This is a genomic window from Roseibium sp. LAB1, assembly GCF_054658235.1.
This window is the reverse complement of the sequence record NZ_BAAGIB010000003.1, coordinates 89,550-103,065: the sequence shown is the minus strand read 5'-3', so window position 1 is coordinate 103,065 and position 13,516 is coordinate 89,550. Positions and strand designations below refer to the sequence as shown.

The 13,516-nt window shown below is 61.0% G+C and carries 10 protein-coding genes; 3 read left to right on the top strand and 7 right to left on the bottom strand.

The window, feature by feature from the left end; translation table 11 throughout:
* Window positions 1-18: 18 nt before the first annotated feature.
* From ACYQ54_RS18345 to ACYQ54_RS18325, 5 genes are all read right to left on the bottom strand, one after another.
* A complete protein-coding gene (locus ACYQ54_RS18345) occupies window positions 19-2,853 on the bottom strand; it encodes a [protein-PII] uridylyltransferase (protein WP_460085127.1) in 2,835 nt (944 codons plus the stop codon).
* Window positions 2,854-3,025: 172 nt separating this feature from the next.
* A complete protein-coding gene (locus ACYQ54_RS18340; protein ID WP_460085125.1) occupies window positions 3,026-3,397 on the bottom strand; it encodes a helix-turn-helix domain-containing protein in 372 nt (123 codons plus the stop codon).
* 4 nt (window positions 3,398-3,401) lie between these two features.
* Window positions 3,402-3,971 (bottom strand): Smr/MutS family protein, encoded by a 570-nt coding sequence (locus ACYQ54_RS18335; protein ID WP_460085122.1) that lies wholly within the window; start codon window positions 3,969-3,971, stop codon window positions 3,402-3,404.
* 3 nt (window positions 3,972-3,974) lie between these two features.
* Window positions 3,975-5,204 (bottom strand): murein transglycosylase A, encoded by a 1,230-nt coding sequence (gene mltA, locus ACYQ54_RS18330; protein ID WP_460085119.1) that lies wholly within the window; start codon window positions 5,202-5,204, stop codon window positions 3,975-3,977.
* A gap of 2 nt (window positions 5,205-5,206) precedes the next feature.
* On the bottom strand, window positions 5,207-5,935 hold the full coding sequence (locus ACYQ54_RS18325) for a Tim44/TimA family putative adaptor protein (protein WP_460085117.1): 729 nt from the start codon (window positions 5,933-5,935) through the stop codon (window positions 5,207-5,209).
* 238 nt (window positions 5,936-6,173) lie between these two features.
* On the opposite strand from ACYQ54_RS18325, the gene ACYQ54_RS18320 reads away from it, so the two are divergent.
* The 3 genes from ACYQ54_RS18320 (at window position 6,174) to polA (ending at window position 10,884) form a co-directional block, all read left to right on the top strand.
* The gene (locus ACYQ54_RS18320; protein WP_460085114.1) at window positions 6,174-6,686 is read left to right on the top strand and encodes an FxsA family protein; all 513 of its coding nucleotides are present in this window, start codon (window positions 6,174-6,176) and stop codon (window positions 6,684-6,686) included.
* A gap of 120 nt (window positions 6,687-6,806) precedes the next feature.
* Window positions 6,807-7,838, top strand: coding sequence for an acyltransferase family protein (locus ACYQ54_RS18315; RefSeq protein ID WP_460085113.1), 1,032 nt, complete (start codon window positions 6,807-6,809; stop codon window positions 7,836-7,838).
* 55 nt (window positions 7,839-7,893) lie between these two features.
* A complete protein-coding gene (gene polA / locus ACYQ54_RS18310) occupies window positions 7,894-10,884 on the top strand; it encodes a DNA polymerase I (RefSeq protein ID WP_460085110.1) in 2,991 nt (996 codons plus the stop codon).
* 144 nt (window positions 10,885-11,028) lie between these two features.
* Here the strand turns inward: polA and ACYQ54_RS18305 are convergent, their stop codons facing one another.
* Both ACYQ54_RS18305 and ACYQ54_RS18300 read right to left on the bottom strand, forming a co-directional pair.
* Entirely contained in the window at window positions 11,029-12,168 is a 1,140-nt protein-coding gene (locus ACYQ54_RS18305; protein WP_460085108.1) for a PepSY-associated TM helix domain-containing protein, read from the bottom strand.
* Window positions 12,169-12,507: 339 nt separating this feature from the next.
* A complete protein-coding gene (locus tag ACYQ54_RS18300) occupies window positions 12,508-13,479 on the bottom strand; it encodes an NAD(P)H-dependent flavin oxidoreductase (protein WP_460085105.1) in 972 nt (323 codons plus the stop codon).
* Window positions 13,480-13,516 lie beyond the last annotated feature (37 nt).

Here is a 13,516-nt window from a genome sequence, read left to right as displayed (position 1 = left end):
GAAGACAGAGGAATGCACTTATGAAGCCTGCCGCTGGACCTTGCGGGTTGCCGGAGCCGCCGGGTCGAGTTCCACATGGCCATCGACCGCATTGGCAAGCCGCTCACGGATGATCTCCTGACGGCCGATGTTGGCAATTTTCTGTCCGGTGAGATCCGTCACGTAGAAAACGTCGACCACTTTCTCGCCGAAGGTCGAGATATGGGCTGAGCCGATGTTCAGGTTGAGCGTCGCGATCGACCGCGTCAGGTCATAGAGCAGACCCGGCCGGTCAAGACCGGAAATCTCCAGCACCGTGTAATCGTCCGACAGCGCATTGTTGACGAGAACCTCGCTGGCCACCTTGAAGGCTTTCATGCGGCCCTTGACGCCGGTCTTCTTGGAGACAGGCTCGGGAAGCCGCTCTTCGCCGCGCAGCGTGGTCTCGATCAGCCTGGCAATCCGCTCGCCGCGGCGCTTTTCGTCCTCGTCGTCGGGCAGCTCCCGGCCGATGAAGATGGTATCCAGCGCATAGCCGTCCGTGGTGGTGTCGATCTGTGCATCGACGATATTGGCACCGGTGGTGTAGCAGGCCCCGGCAATGATCGACAGCAGGCGCGGATGGTCAGGCGCCTTGATCGTCAGTTCTGTCACGCCTTCAAACGCGCGCGGAATGACCTGAAAGGCGAGTTGCTTCTTTTCCTTGTCGGCCTTGTGCAGAAGTTCGGCGTGGGACACCAGCCGGTCCGGCTCCGTGCGCAGCCAATAGGCCGGATAATGCCGGTTCAGATAGGCGTTCCGGTCCTTGGCGGACCAATGGCCCAACTGGCTGCCGAGTTCTTCCTTGGCCTTGTCGATGGTCTGGCGATGCGACATCTTGGTGTGACCGCCGGACAGATGCGGTTCGGTGGCATAGTAGAGCGTGCGCAGCAGCTGGCCCTTCCAGCCGTTGAAGACACCGGGGCCGACAGCGCGGATATCGGCAACCGTCAGGATCAGCAGCAGTTTCAACCGTTCGAGGGACTGTACGGTGTGCGCGAAATCCGTGATCGTCTTGCGGTCGGACAGGTCGCGTGACTGGGCAATGGTGCTCATGTCCAGATGATGCTCGATCAGCCAGGCCACGGTCTCGGTTTCCGCATCGTTCAGTCCGAAACGCGGGCACAGCTTGCGGGCAATCCGCGCCCCGCCGATCGAATGATCCTCCGGCCTGCCCTTGGCGATGTCGTGCAGGAACATGGCGACAAACAGCACCTTGCGGTTCTGCAGGGTCAGGATCAGGTCGGTCGCCAGCGGATGGTCGTCACCGGAATTGCCGCGCTCGATATCGGCCAGAACCCCAATGGAGCGGATCAGGTGCTCGTCGACCGTGTAGTGGTGATACATGTTGAACTGCATCATCGCGACGACTTTGCCGAACTCAGGGACGAAGCGGCCGAGCACACCGGTTTCGTTCATCTTGCGCAGGGTCTTTTCCGGCGCGTGCCGGGAGGTCAGGATCGACAGAAACAGCCGGTTGGCTTCCGGGTCGGCGCGCAGGCCCGCGTCAACCAGCTTGAGGGAATGCCGCATGAGGCGGGTGAGTTGCGGATGCATGTTGTAGTCATGCTTGTCCGCTATCTGGAATACCCGCAAGAGGTTGGTCGGGTCGGTTTCGAACACGGTGTCGGACACTGCATTCAGGCGGTTGTTTTCCACCACGAAACCGGCGGCCCCTTCCACGGGCTTGGCCGTCGCGGATACGCGACCTGCGCGCAGGCGGCGCATCATGCCGGTCAGGCCCTTGCCGCGCGGTTCCTTGACGTGTTCCTCCTCCAGCGCGGCACAGATGATGCGGGTCAGATCGCCGACATCCTTGGCCACCAGGAAGTAGTGTTTCATGAAACGCTCGACATCCTTCATGCCCGGATGCTGCGTGTAGCCGAGCCGGATCGCGATCTCGCGCTGGACGTCGAAGGACAGGCGTTCTTCCGGCCGCCCCGTCAGGAAATGCAGGTGGCAGCGGACCGCCCAAAGGAAGTCGTCCGACTTCTTGAACCGTGCATATTCCGAGCGGGTCAGAACGCCCTTCTTGACCAGTTCCGACTGCCTGTTGACGTGGTAGTGGTACTTGGCGATCCAGAACAGCGTGTTGAGATCGCGCAGGCCGCCCTTGCCTTCCTTGATGTTCGGTTCAACCAGGTAGCGCGAGGTGCCCTGGCGCTTGTGGCGGTCGTCGCGTTCCTGAAGCTTGGCGGCGATGAATTCCGAGCTGGTACCTTCGACCACTTCCTTGTCGAAACGCTGGACAAGGTCCTCGAACAGGGCGTCGTCGCCCCAGATGAAGCGGGCTTCGAGAATGGCGGTGCGAATGGTCATGTCCGCCTTGGACAGCCGGATGCACTCGTCGATGTTGCGGGTCGCGTGCCCAACCTTGAAGCCAAGATCCCAGAGCATGTAGAGGATATATTCCACCACCTGCTCGCCCCATGGGGTCTGCTTGTAGGGCAACACGAACAGAAGATCGATATCGGACCCCGGTGCCAGCGTGCCGCGGCCATATCCACCCACGGCGGCAACTGACATGCGCTCGGCGGCGGACGGGTTCTTGATCCGGTAGACGTGGTGCAGGGCGAAATCGTAGATCACGCGGATCAACTCGTCCTGGATATAGGACAGCCGTCCGGCGCACAGCAGGCCGCCGCCGTCCTCGTCCAGCATCGCCTGGGCCTTGCCACGGGCGTCCTTGACCACCTGCTTCAGTTCTGACAGCACGGCCGAGCGGGTTTTCATGTCCGAGCCGTCGCCGTCGCTGCCGGCAGTCATCGCCGTCAGACGAACCCTCAGGTCATCGGCATCGATCAGTCCGGCAAGATCTTCCTGGGAAAGTTTCATACTGGTCCAGTGTTCCGTTCAGCAGGCTCGGGTCAGGTTGAGGTTATATAGGGGATGGGGTTGAAGGACACGTAAATCCTGAATTGACCGGTCAGAGACCGCGTTCCCTCCGGTCAAGAAACAGCATTTTCCCCGTCATGCCACGGCTTGACCCTGGCAAGCGCGTGCGTGGTTACACCCCGTCCTTGGCTGCAGCCACGCGAAGCTGGTGCAAGAGGGCCGCAAGAGAGTCTTCGGACAGGCCGCCGATTTTCAGCGCCAGCTGGTTGGCGAGTTCCGTCGCCTTCGGGTCCATGCCGGCGGTATCGATGGTCACGCGCGGGTCGGACAGTTCAGCCAGACGCTGGATTTCTTCCGCTTCGTCCCAGATAACGTTGAAATAGGTGATGATCCGTTGCACCAGAAACCAGGTCGGCTTGCCGCGCTTGCCGTGCTCAAGCGCGGACAGATAGGCACTTGAAACCGACAGGGCCGCCGCCATCTCCTTCAGCGACACGTCCCGCTTTATCCTCAGTTCCCGGATCTTTGCGCCAAGTGGGGTCACGGCCCTACCTTCTTTTTCGAATGCGAACGTAAAGGGCGCCGGAGCCGCCATGGTTAGCGTGGGCTTCCTCGTAGCCAAGCACCACGGTTCGCATGTCGGGCATCGACAACCACTGGGGCACCATTCTGCGCAAAACGCCGCGCTCGTCCATATAGGCGCGCGCATCACCGCCGCCCTTGCCCGTGATCACCAGCACCACCTTGTGGCTTCTCGACTGTGCCTGATAGAGGAAGCTGCGCAACCGGTCATGTGCCTGATGCTGGGTCAGGCCATGCAGATCGATGCGCGCATCGATGGTCTTGACGCCGCGCACCAGTTTTCGGCGATACCGGTGTTCAAGCTGATGCAGTGGCAGCGGTGCCGGCGGCGCTTTGGCTGCGGAGGGAGCCTGAATTGCGGTGGCCGTCTTCACGGTCTTGGAAGGTTCCGCCGCTTCGGTTGCCGCTCTTTTTTCAAGCTCTGCCTTCAGCTCCATTGCCTTGTCGGGATGCAGCGGTGTCAGCGTCTTGGCAACCTTGCCCCACAGCTCCCGGTCTTCCGGTGACAGTGTCCCTTTTTTGCCCCGTCTCGCCATCGGTCAGTTCGCCACCGCACCAGCAGGGTTGAGGCGGATATTCGGCACCAGGATCGTGAAATCTGCCTTGTGACGGATTTCGCCGGCAATGGCGCCGGCAGTCTGCCCCGAGCCGACGAAAATATCGCCTCGCGCGGCACCCTTGATGGCCGATCCGGTGTCGTCTGCCACCATCAGCCGCCGGAACGGGCCCTTGCCGCTGTCATGATCCTCAAGCATGGAGGAAACGAACACCATGGATCCGTAGGGAATGAAACGCGGATCGACCGCAAGGCTGCGGCCTGCCACAAGCGGAAGGCCTGCCGCGCCGACCGGACCGTCTCCAAGGCCGATTTCGTCCACCTCCCGGAAGAAGATGAAAGACCGGTTTTGCCGGAACAGCTCGTCGCGCTCGTCCGGATGCGCTTCCAGCCAGGCTCGCAGTCCTGAAGCTGTGAAATCCTCTGGTGTGCCTTCACCGCGTGTCACCAGCAGCCGCCCGATACCGGTGTAGGGATGGCCGGTCTTTCCCGCATAGCCGACCCGCATTGCCGTACCGTCGGCAAGGCGCAGCCGGGCCGATCCCTGGACATGCACGAAATAGGCGTCGATCGGATCGGAAAGCCAGACGAGTTCGAGGTTTTCCGCGTCGAGCTCGCCATCCATGATGGCGCCTCGGTCCGGCATTTCGGTCAGGTGCCCGTTGACCCGCCGCCCGTGGCTGAGCGCATCGGGCCAGTCCTCCGGTCGGTTTTCAGGCGTGATTGCCTCCAGGCCGTCGGGTTTTTTCAGCAAGGGAAAGCGGAATTTGTCGGTTCTGACGCGCGAGGCGGCCAGCTCCGGCTCGAAGTAGCCGGTGACAAACCCGCTCTGGTTAATCCGGAATGGCGTGAATTGGCTTTCGAAAAAGGCCCGTGCCGATTCACGGCCGGTTCTGGCGGCCGCTTCGGCATCGTCGCAGAGCTTTTGAAGGTCCGTCGCCGAAACGGATGGAAAGACGCTGTCCTGGATCAGGATGTCCGGTTTGCGACACAGGCGGAGAAAGCCGGCAAGGGCGGCGGCTTGATCGTCGGTCTGCCAGCCCGGCAGACTGGAAAAGGAGATTTCCTCGAACCGGTCCGGGATCTGTTGGCCTGGTACCATGGCGGAGGCGGCTCCTGAAAAGAAAAGCGGCGCGGCCAGAACCGCGCCCTTTACCAGTGAGACAAGCCGGAAGCCCGGCCGGGGCCGCGTGTTCCGCTTGCCCTGCATCATGATTACTCGGCGGATTCGGTCGCGACCAGCTTCCAGTTCGGATCGCGGGACATGGTGTCCCGGGCGAAGGTCCAGATGTCGATCACTTCGCTCACCTTGGTCGGGTCGCCGTCCACCACTTCGCCGGCCTTGTCCCGCGTGGCGGAAATCAACTGGCTGTGGATCTTCACGGTCACCTGCGCGGTCGAGTTTTTCAGCGCGGCTTCAACGATCTCGGCCTTGTCGATGCCGACAAAGGTCGATTCGATGGTCTCACCGCGTTTTTCGCGGTCTTCGATGGCAGCAACGAAACCTTCATAGACCTCGCGGGACAGAAGGTTTTTCAGGGCCTTCTTGTCGCCGTCAGCAAAGGCCATCACGATCATCTCATAGGCGGCGCGTGCACCTTCCAGGAAAGGTTCCGGCTCAAAGCTGCGGTCAACGGACAGAATCTGCTTCAGCGCGCTGTTCAGCGCGGAACCGGCCGGGGCAACCTTGTCGATCACGACATCGCCGCCAGGTCCGGCCTCTTCGATTGTCTCGGCCTCCTGCGCTGTCTGGTTCGGCAGCGGGATGACGTTGTCCTGATCGTTGCCGTTCTTGCGATCGCGCGGCTGGTCAGGTTTGGAATAGGGGTCAAATGGCGGGCGCTCATTGCCGGTGCGTTTGCCCAGCACCGATCGCAGTCTGAACAGAATGAAAACCGCAAGTCCCATCAGGAGGAGGTTCAACGGGTCAAAAATCTCGTTCATCGTAACTTCCGGTTACCCTTCTTGAGGCTCTAGAGCCGCCCGCTCTAACTGCCAGGTGAGCGCAGCCTCGTACGCAAGGTCTGTCTGCATCCTATGTAGGGGGTCCTTGAACCAGCATCCAGACCCAAGAGCAAGACTGAATCTTTGCATTCATAGCCATTTCGTGACTGCCTGCTCGCATTTTCGCGAGTGAATGTCTACCTTAGGTCCGAATAGCTTATCAGACGATGGAGCTCCCGTGGGACTTTATATCATTGCTGCAATCCTTCTGCTGCCGCTGATCGAGATTGCGATGTTCATCTGGGTGGGAGGATTGATCGGTGTTTTCCCGACAATCCTGTTGACGGTGATCACCGCACTGGCCGGGACCCTTATGCTGCGCCAGCAGGGCCTGTCTCTGCTGATGCGCATGCAAACGGAACTGGATGCCGGCCGTACACCCGGCAACGAGGTGATGCAGGGCGCAATGATTGTTCTTGCCAGCATTCTCCTGCTTATCCCGGGCTTTGTGACGGACGCCATCGGTCTGCTCCTGTTCATACCGCCCGTGCGCGAAGCGCTGGCACGGTTCATTATTGCCCGCTCCAACGTGGTCATCGTCGACACCGGCAACGGCATGCGCAGGCCGAATGATGGCGTCGTCGATCTCGATGAAGCTGACTGGAGCGAGAAAAACAGTGGCTCCGGGGGCGCGTCAGGCCAGCCGAAACTCAGCCCCTGGCAGGACGGTTCGGACAGCGCGAAGCCCTGATTGCCAACGCGCGCTCACCAAAACGTGACAATTGGTGTATGCGTAATATTTACCAGTCACGGTTAAGTCTGCGTCCAGATGAACCCGAAACCGGACTGAAGCGGAGCAGGCAGCGGACGAATGAGCGCCAGGCGCGTAGACTGGGTGGATACCGCCAAGGGCATCTGCATCATCTTCGTCGTGATGATGCATTCCGTGCTCGGCGTCGAAGCCGCCGCCGGACAGACAGGCTGGATGCATGTGGTCGTCGCCTTTGCCGCGCCTTTCCGCATGCCGGATTTCTTCCTGATTTCCGGTCTGTTCCTGTCGAATGTCATTACCCGGGACTGGAAGCTCTATCTCGACCGAAAGGTTGTCCACTTCGCCTATTTCTACGTGCTGTGGATGACGATCCAGTTTCTGATCAAGGCACCCGTCTTCATCGAGGAAACCAGCGTCCGCTCGACGGTGGAACTCTACTTCCTGAGTTTTATCGAGCCTTTCGGCACCTTGTGGTTCATCTACATGCTGCCGATCTTCTTCGTCGTGTCGAAAGCTGCCCATGACAAGGGCGTGCCCTGGCAACTGGTTCTGGCCATTGGTGCGCTTCTGCAGATCGCGCCCATCCACACTGGTTGGCTGCTGGTGGATGAATTCGCGTCCCGCTTCGTCTTTTTCTACGCCGGCTTTGTCTTTGCGCCGCAGATCTTCGCCCTGGCAGGCTGGGCAAGGGAGCGAATTGGCGTCAGTCTCGGTTATCTGCTGGTCTGGGGCCTTGTGAACGGAAGTCTGGTCTATTTCGGCTGGTCGCATCTGCCCGGCATTGCCCTTGTCCTGGGCGCGGCGGGCGCGGGCGCCATTATCCTCACCAGCGCGCTGATCGTGAAATGGGGCCGCCTCGGATTTTTGCAGCATTTTGGCGAGAACTCGATCGTCATCTATCTCGCCTTCTTCTTCCCCATGGCCGTGATGCGGGTGATTCTGCTGAAGCTGGGCATTTTCGACATCGGCACCACGTCGTTGATCGTGACACTGGTGGCCTCGGTCAGCCCGATGATCCTGTTCTGGCTGATCCGCCGCACGAACATCGGCTGGTTCCTGTTCCGCAGGCCTGCCTGGGCCTATCTGAACGGCACTTTCGGCGGAAAACGTCAGGCACAGGCAGCTGAGTGATCGGCGAGCTTGGAAATTTTAACTTTAGGACTTTTCTCCAGAACGGCCTGCGGGCATGATCCGCGCCATGTCGACGCAAAGCACCTCCCCCGCCCTCACCGCCGATGACCACCTCATCCTGGTCGACGGGTCCACGTTTATTTTTCGCGCCTATCACGCGCTACCACCGCTGACGCGCAAGCCGGACGGGCTGCCGGTCGGGGCGGTTTCGGGCTTCTGCAATATGCTGTGGAAGCTGCTGCAGGAAGGGCTGACACCGGAAGAAGGCGACGAGCCCACCCATTTCGCGGTGATCTTCGACCATTCCGCGAAGACGTTCCGGAACGAGATCTACCCGGAGTACAAGGCCCAACGGCCCGAGCCGCCGGAAGACCTGGTACCTCAGTTCGGCCTGATCCGGGAAGCGACCCGGGCCTTTTCGGTGCACTGCATCGAGCAGGAAGGCTTCGAGGCCGACGACCTGATCGCGACCTATGCGCGGGAAGCCGCCGAACAGGGCGCGCGCGTCACCATCGTTTCGGGCGACAAGGACCTGATGCAGCTGATCGGTCCGAAGGTCGGCATGATCGATACCATGAAGAACAAGACCTTCGGCGAAGCCGAGGTGTTCGAGAAATTCGGCGTCGGCCCGGACAAGGTGATCGAGGTGCAGTCGCTGGCAGGAGACAGCGTCGACAACGTGCCCGGCGTTCCGGGCATCGGCCTGAAGACCGCGGCTCTGTTGATCAACGAGTTTGGTGATCTGGAATCGCTGCTGGCCAAGGCCGACACGATCAAACAGAACAAGCGCCGGGAGAATCTGATCGAGTTTGCCGATCAGGCCCGTATTTCCAGGCAACTGGTCACCCTCAAGCAGGATGTTCCGGTTGAAATGCCTGTCGGCGAATTGTCCGTTACAGAAATCGACGGACCCAAGGCGGTCGGTTTCCTGAAGGCCATGGGGTTCACCACCCTCACCAAGCGTGTTGCCGACGTGACCGGTGCCGATCTGGAGACGGTCGACGCGGCCGACCTCAAGGTTCCGGGCTGGGATGTTCCGGACCACAAGGGCCGCATGATGGAGCGTCCAGGCGGCAGTGACGGCGCCGGCCCGGAAGCTGCAAAAAGCCTGAACGACGCGGATCCGGACACTTCCGGCCTGCTGATGCCGCAGACAGTCGCGGATGCGCGCGCCCAGTCGATCCGGGCGATCCCGGTCGACAGCAGCTCCTATGAAACCGTCACCAGCGTCGACCGGCTGAAGGAATGGTGCGACGCGGCCTTTGAAAAGGGCTATGTCGCCTTCGACACCGAAACCACGTCGCTGGATGCCATGCAGGCAGAACTTGTCGGCGTGTCGCTGTCCACCGAGCCCGGCAAGGCGTGTTACGTGCCGCTTGGCCATGTGGACGGCGAAGGCGATCTTCTGGGAGGCGGAGGCCTTGTCGAGGGCCAGATCCCGCTCAAGGACGCATTGGACGTTCTGAAGCCGATGCTGGAGGACCGGTCGGTCCTCAAGATCGCGCAGAACCTCAAGTACGACTGGCTGGTGATGACCCGTTACGGCATCGACATCACGCCTTTCGACGACACGATGCTGCTGTCCTACACGGTCGATGCCGGCAAGGGCGGCAACGGCATGGACGAATTGTCCGAGCGCTGGCTCGATCACAAGCCGATCCCGTTCAAGGAAATCTGCGGCTCCGGCAAGTCCATGATCACCTTCGACAAGGTGGCCATCGACAAGGCAACCGCCTATGCGGCGGAAGATGCCGATGTCACGCTGCGCCTCTGGCTGATCCTGAAGCCGCGCCTGGCTTCGGAGCGCATGGCAACCGTCTACGAGACGCTGGAACGGCCAATGGTGCCGGTGCTGGCACGTATGGAAAAGCGCGGCATTTCCGTCGACCGGCAGATGCTGTCGCGCCTGTCGGGTGAATTCGCGCAAGGGATGGCAGGCAAGGAATCCGAGATTTACGAACTTGCCGGCGAAAACTTCAACATCGGCTCACCCAAACAGCTTGGCGATATCCTGTTCGGCAAGATGGGTCTGCCCGGCGGCAAGAAGACAAAGACCGGCGCCTGGTCGACCTCTGCCCAGGTGCTTGAAGATCTGGCCGCGGAAGGGCACGAACTGCCGTCGCGGATCGTCTCCTGGCGCCAGTTGTCCAAGCTGAAATCAACCTACACCGACGCCCTGCCCGGATACATCAATCCGGAAACAGGCCGCGTGCACACGTCCTACGCGCTGGCAGCCACCACCACGGGGCGCCTGTCGTCTTCCGAGCCCAACCTTCAGAACATCCCGGTCCGGACCGAGGAAGGCCGCAAGATCCGCAAGGCCTTTATCGCCGGTCAGGGTCACAAGCTGATCTCGGCCGACTACAGTCAGATCGAGCTGCGCGTGCTGGCGCATATGGCCGACATTCCGCAACTGAAGAAGGCGTTCGACGACGGGCTGGACATTCACGCCATGACGGCGAGCGAAATGTTCGGCACGCCGATCGAGGGCATGGACCCGATGGTGCGCCGCCGGGCCAAGGCGATCAACTTCGGCATCATCTACGGCATTTCCGCATTCGGCCTTGCCAATCAGCTGGGCATCTCCCGCGGTGAGGCGAGTGACTATATCAAGACCTATTTCGAGCGGTTTCCGGGTATCAAGGACTACATGGAAGCGATCAAGAAGCAGGTTCATGCGGACGGATACGTGACCACGATCTTCGGCCGCAAGGCTCATTATCCGGAAGTGAATACCAAGAACCCCAACATGCGCGCCTTCTATGAACGCGCTGCCATCAACGCGCCGATCCAGGGCTCTGCCGCGGATATTCTGCGCCGGGCGATGGTGCGGATGGAAAACCGGCTGGAAGGCTCAAAGCTCGATGCGCAGATGCTGCTGCAGGTGCACGACGAACTGATCTTCGAAGTGCCGGATGACCAGGTCGAAACCACCATTCCGGTGATCAGGGACGTGATGGAAAACGCCTGCGATCCGGTGCTGAAACTCTCCGTGCCGCTTCAGGTCGACGCCCGCGCCGCCGTTAACTGGGACGAAGCGCACTAGAGCGTGTCGCGGCTAACCGGAAATATCCTGCATCGCTTTTTGCGCTGAAAACTGTGATTTCAGACAGCGAAAAGCGATTCCGAAAAAACGCGATTTGCTCCAGGCGCCTCGTCCCCAGACCAGCGGTTAGCAGTTCAGCAGGCCTCAGGCCTGCTGGGCACGGCGCCGAAACAGCGGCTGGATCAGCCGGCGGTAGGCGAGCGCAAAGCCTGTGTAGAAAAGAAACACCGAGGCCAGTGAGGCAAGACCCGCGAGTGTCTGGCCCACAGGGCCGTAAACCTCGCCGGTGTGCAGAAATCTCAGGAAGACCCGTGCCCGCCGGCCCGCGGGCTGGTCTTCAGCGCCGCTGACGCCCAGTACCTCTCCCGAAACCCTGGACACCGTGTAGGCCGTCTGGCGGGAAAGCTGCGTACCGTTACCGGTATCGACCGTCACCACCACCCGCGCAGCCCGCCCGTTCGGCAATTTGACCGAAAGGGTCTGCCAGTCCGGCTCTGCCTGTTTCAGCTTGTCGGTAATGGCCTGCAGGCTGATGGCTTCACCCTGCGCCCGGTTCTGCCCCTGTGGGCCTTCGCTTGCGGCCTGTCCCGTTCGCGCGGGCGAAACCGGTCCGAAGACGGCGGCCACCATGTCGCTGGCCCAGGGATAGGAAATGACGACACCCGAGACCACGACCGCAAACAGCGGGATCAGTGCCCAGATGCCGAAAACATGGTGCCAGTTGTAGTCCCGTGCTTTCGCGGTCGGCAGGTTTCTGCGGAAAAGAAGGTTCAGTTTGACGATCCGCCAGGTCCATTTCTTCGGCCACCAGAGATAAATTCCGGACACCAGAATAAACAGGAAGCCGAGATTGGCAGCACCGGTCACGGCCCGCCCAAGGGTGCGGTTTTCACCAGTAAGGGCAAACCAGCGATGCAGCGCGGTCACCGTGCCGAAAAAGGCTCTGGTGCCTTCGGCGGCATTGTCGATCCGCTCTCCCGTATAGGGATTGAGGATGTAGTTTTCCCGGCGGCTGACCGAAAGCGTCACCGGCGCGCCTTCCTGCCTGGGCAAGACCAGCGAATTGCCGGGTTGGCCGCCGTTGGACAGTGCCGCGCTTGCCAGTTCGTCGGCAGTCAGCAACGGTGCATCGGCGGGTTTTTCAACCGCGCGACTTTCCACGAAGGAGATAATTTGACGCTCGTAAGTCAGCACCACGCCGGTTGCCGACATCAGAAGGATAACCAGACCAAAGGCGACCCCGACAACGAGATGCGCCCAGAAAACGATACGTTTGAAAGACATGGTACTGCTGCCCGTTTCAGACCGGATGTGACGGTTGCCGGGTCCTCCTCCACCGGCATCAACAGGCCTAGGCCGAAGATTTCGCCGCGTCAAAGGCAACAACGGGCTGTAGGGCCGGGAAATTGTAACCAGATGTCACCTCTTCCGGGAAACTCGCCTGAAGCACATGCAATCAGCGTCTCAAAAAGCGCAGAATTGCTTGGGTTCAGTGGGAGATGCCGTTGGGAGATCAGGCGGGACTGTCTCAACCCGCATACAATTTGCCGCACCGGCGGGTGCACAGAAAGTGCCGCCAAAACAGAGGAGGCGGGTGGTTGAACTGTCCGGACCGGGCTGACTTCAGCCGATGACGAAGTCCGGCGCGCGCGCAAGAAGCGCTGCGGCCTCTCGAACGGTACTTTCGACGATCCTTGCCGCCGGTTGAACGGTTTTCACCAGATCGAGAGATTCACCCGCGATCAGGGCACGAACGGAATAGTCATCCGGGTCGGCAGCCTTATAGGTTTTCTGAATCTTGTGAGCCGCACCGGACAATCCTGCCGGATCTTCCAGCCAGGGGCGGGAAAACGCATTCTGGACCACACGCCCGGTGAATTGCGATGGCCAGTCGAGCCCACGGGCAACGTCAAAGACGCTGGAGCGAGCCGTGTCGTCGCCGCGCGCTTCGGTCAGGGCAACCTTGGCCTTCTCTGAACCGTTCGCTTCCACGCTCGCCCAGAAACGGGTGCCCATCATGACGCCGTCGGCACCGAGCATGAGTGCGGCGGCAAGGCCGCGCCCATCCGCAAGGCCCCCAGCCGCCAGGACGATCGTATCCCTGCCGGCAGCGTCCCGGACCGCCGGAAGAAGTGCTGACAGGCCCCGGTCCATGCCGTGGCCGCCACCTTCCTGACCCTGCGCGACGAGAACATCCGTTCCCGCCTTCAAGGCCTGTTCTGCCTGATCCAGCCGCTGTACCTGCCAGATTGACGGTATTCCGCGTTCCCTCGCGGCTTTGACGATCGGCTCCGCGTCACCGAAGGAGACGAAGAGCGCTGCCGGGTTGCGGTCGAGGATCCGGTCGACGAGGTCCGGCTTTTTGAGAAGGCTCCAGGTGATGACACCGAGGCCGACCCGCTGGTCGCCGGCCGCATCGAAGGCAGCCTCGATCCAGTCCGGGTCGCCGTATCCGGCGCCGATAATGCCGAAGCCGCCGGCACGGCTGACTTCCGCCGCCAGTCGTCCATCCGAAATCCGGTCCATCGGCGCAAGGACGACCGGATGGGAAACGGCGAAGCGGCGGGTGAAGGGTGTATCGAGAAGCTGTTTCATCCCGGCAGAATGCCATGGGACCTGGTTCAGGAAAAAT

Bases quoted from the DNA above. Each gene is read 5' to 3' on its own strand.
- mltA (WP_460085119.1), bottom strand. From the start codon at position 5,204: ATGATGCAGGGCAAGCGGAACACGCGGCCCCGGCCGGGCTTCCGGCTT.
- ACYQ54_RS18315 (WP_460085113.1), top strand. From the start codon at position 6,807: ATGAGCGCCAGGCGCGTAGACTGGGTGGATACCGCCAAGGGCATCTGC.
- ACYQ54_RS18325 (WP_460085117.1), bottom strand. From the start codon at position 5,935: ATGAACGAGATTTTTGACCCGTTGAACCTCCTCCTGATGGGACTTGCG.
- polA (WP_460085110.1), top strand. From the start codon at position 7,894: ATGATCCGCGCCATGTCGACGCAAAGCACCTCCCCCGCCCTCACCGCC.
- ACYQ54_RS18305 (WP_460085108.1), bottom strand. From the start codon at position 12,168: ATGTCTTTCAAACGTATCGTTTTCTGGGCGCATCTCGTTGTCGGGGTC.
- ACYQ54_RS18300 (WP_460085105.1), bottom strand. From the start codon at position 13,479: ATGAAACAGCTTCTCGATACACCCTTCACCCGCCGCTTCGCCGTTTCC.
- ACYQ54_RS18345 (WP_460085127.1), bottom strand. From the start codon at position 2,853: ATGAAACTTTCCCAGGAAGATCTTGCCGGACTGATCGATGCCGATGAC.
- ACYQ54_RS18335 (WP_460085122.1), bottom strand. From the start codon at position 3,971: ATGGCGAGACGGGGCAAAAAAGGGACACTGTCACCGGAAGACCGGGAG.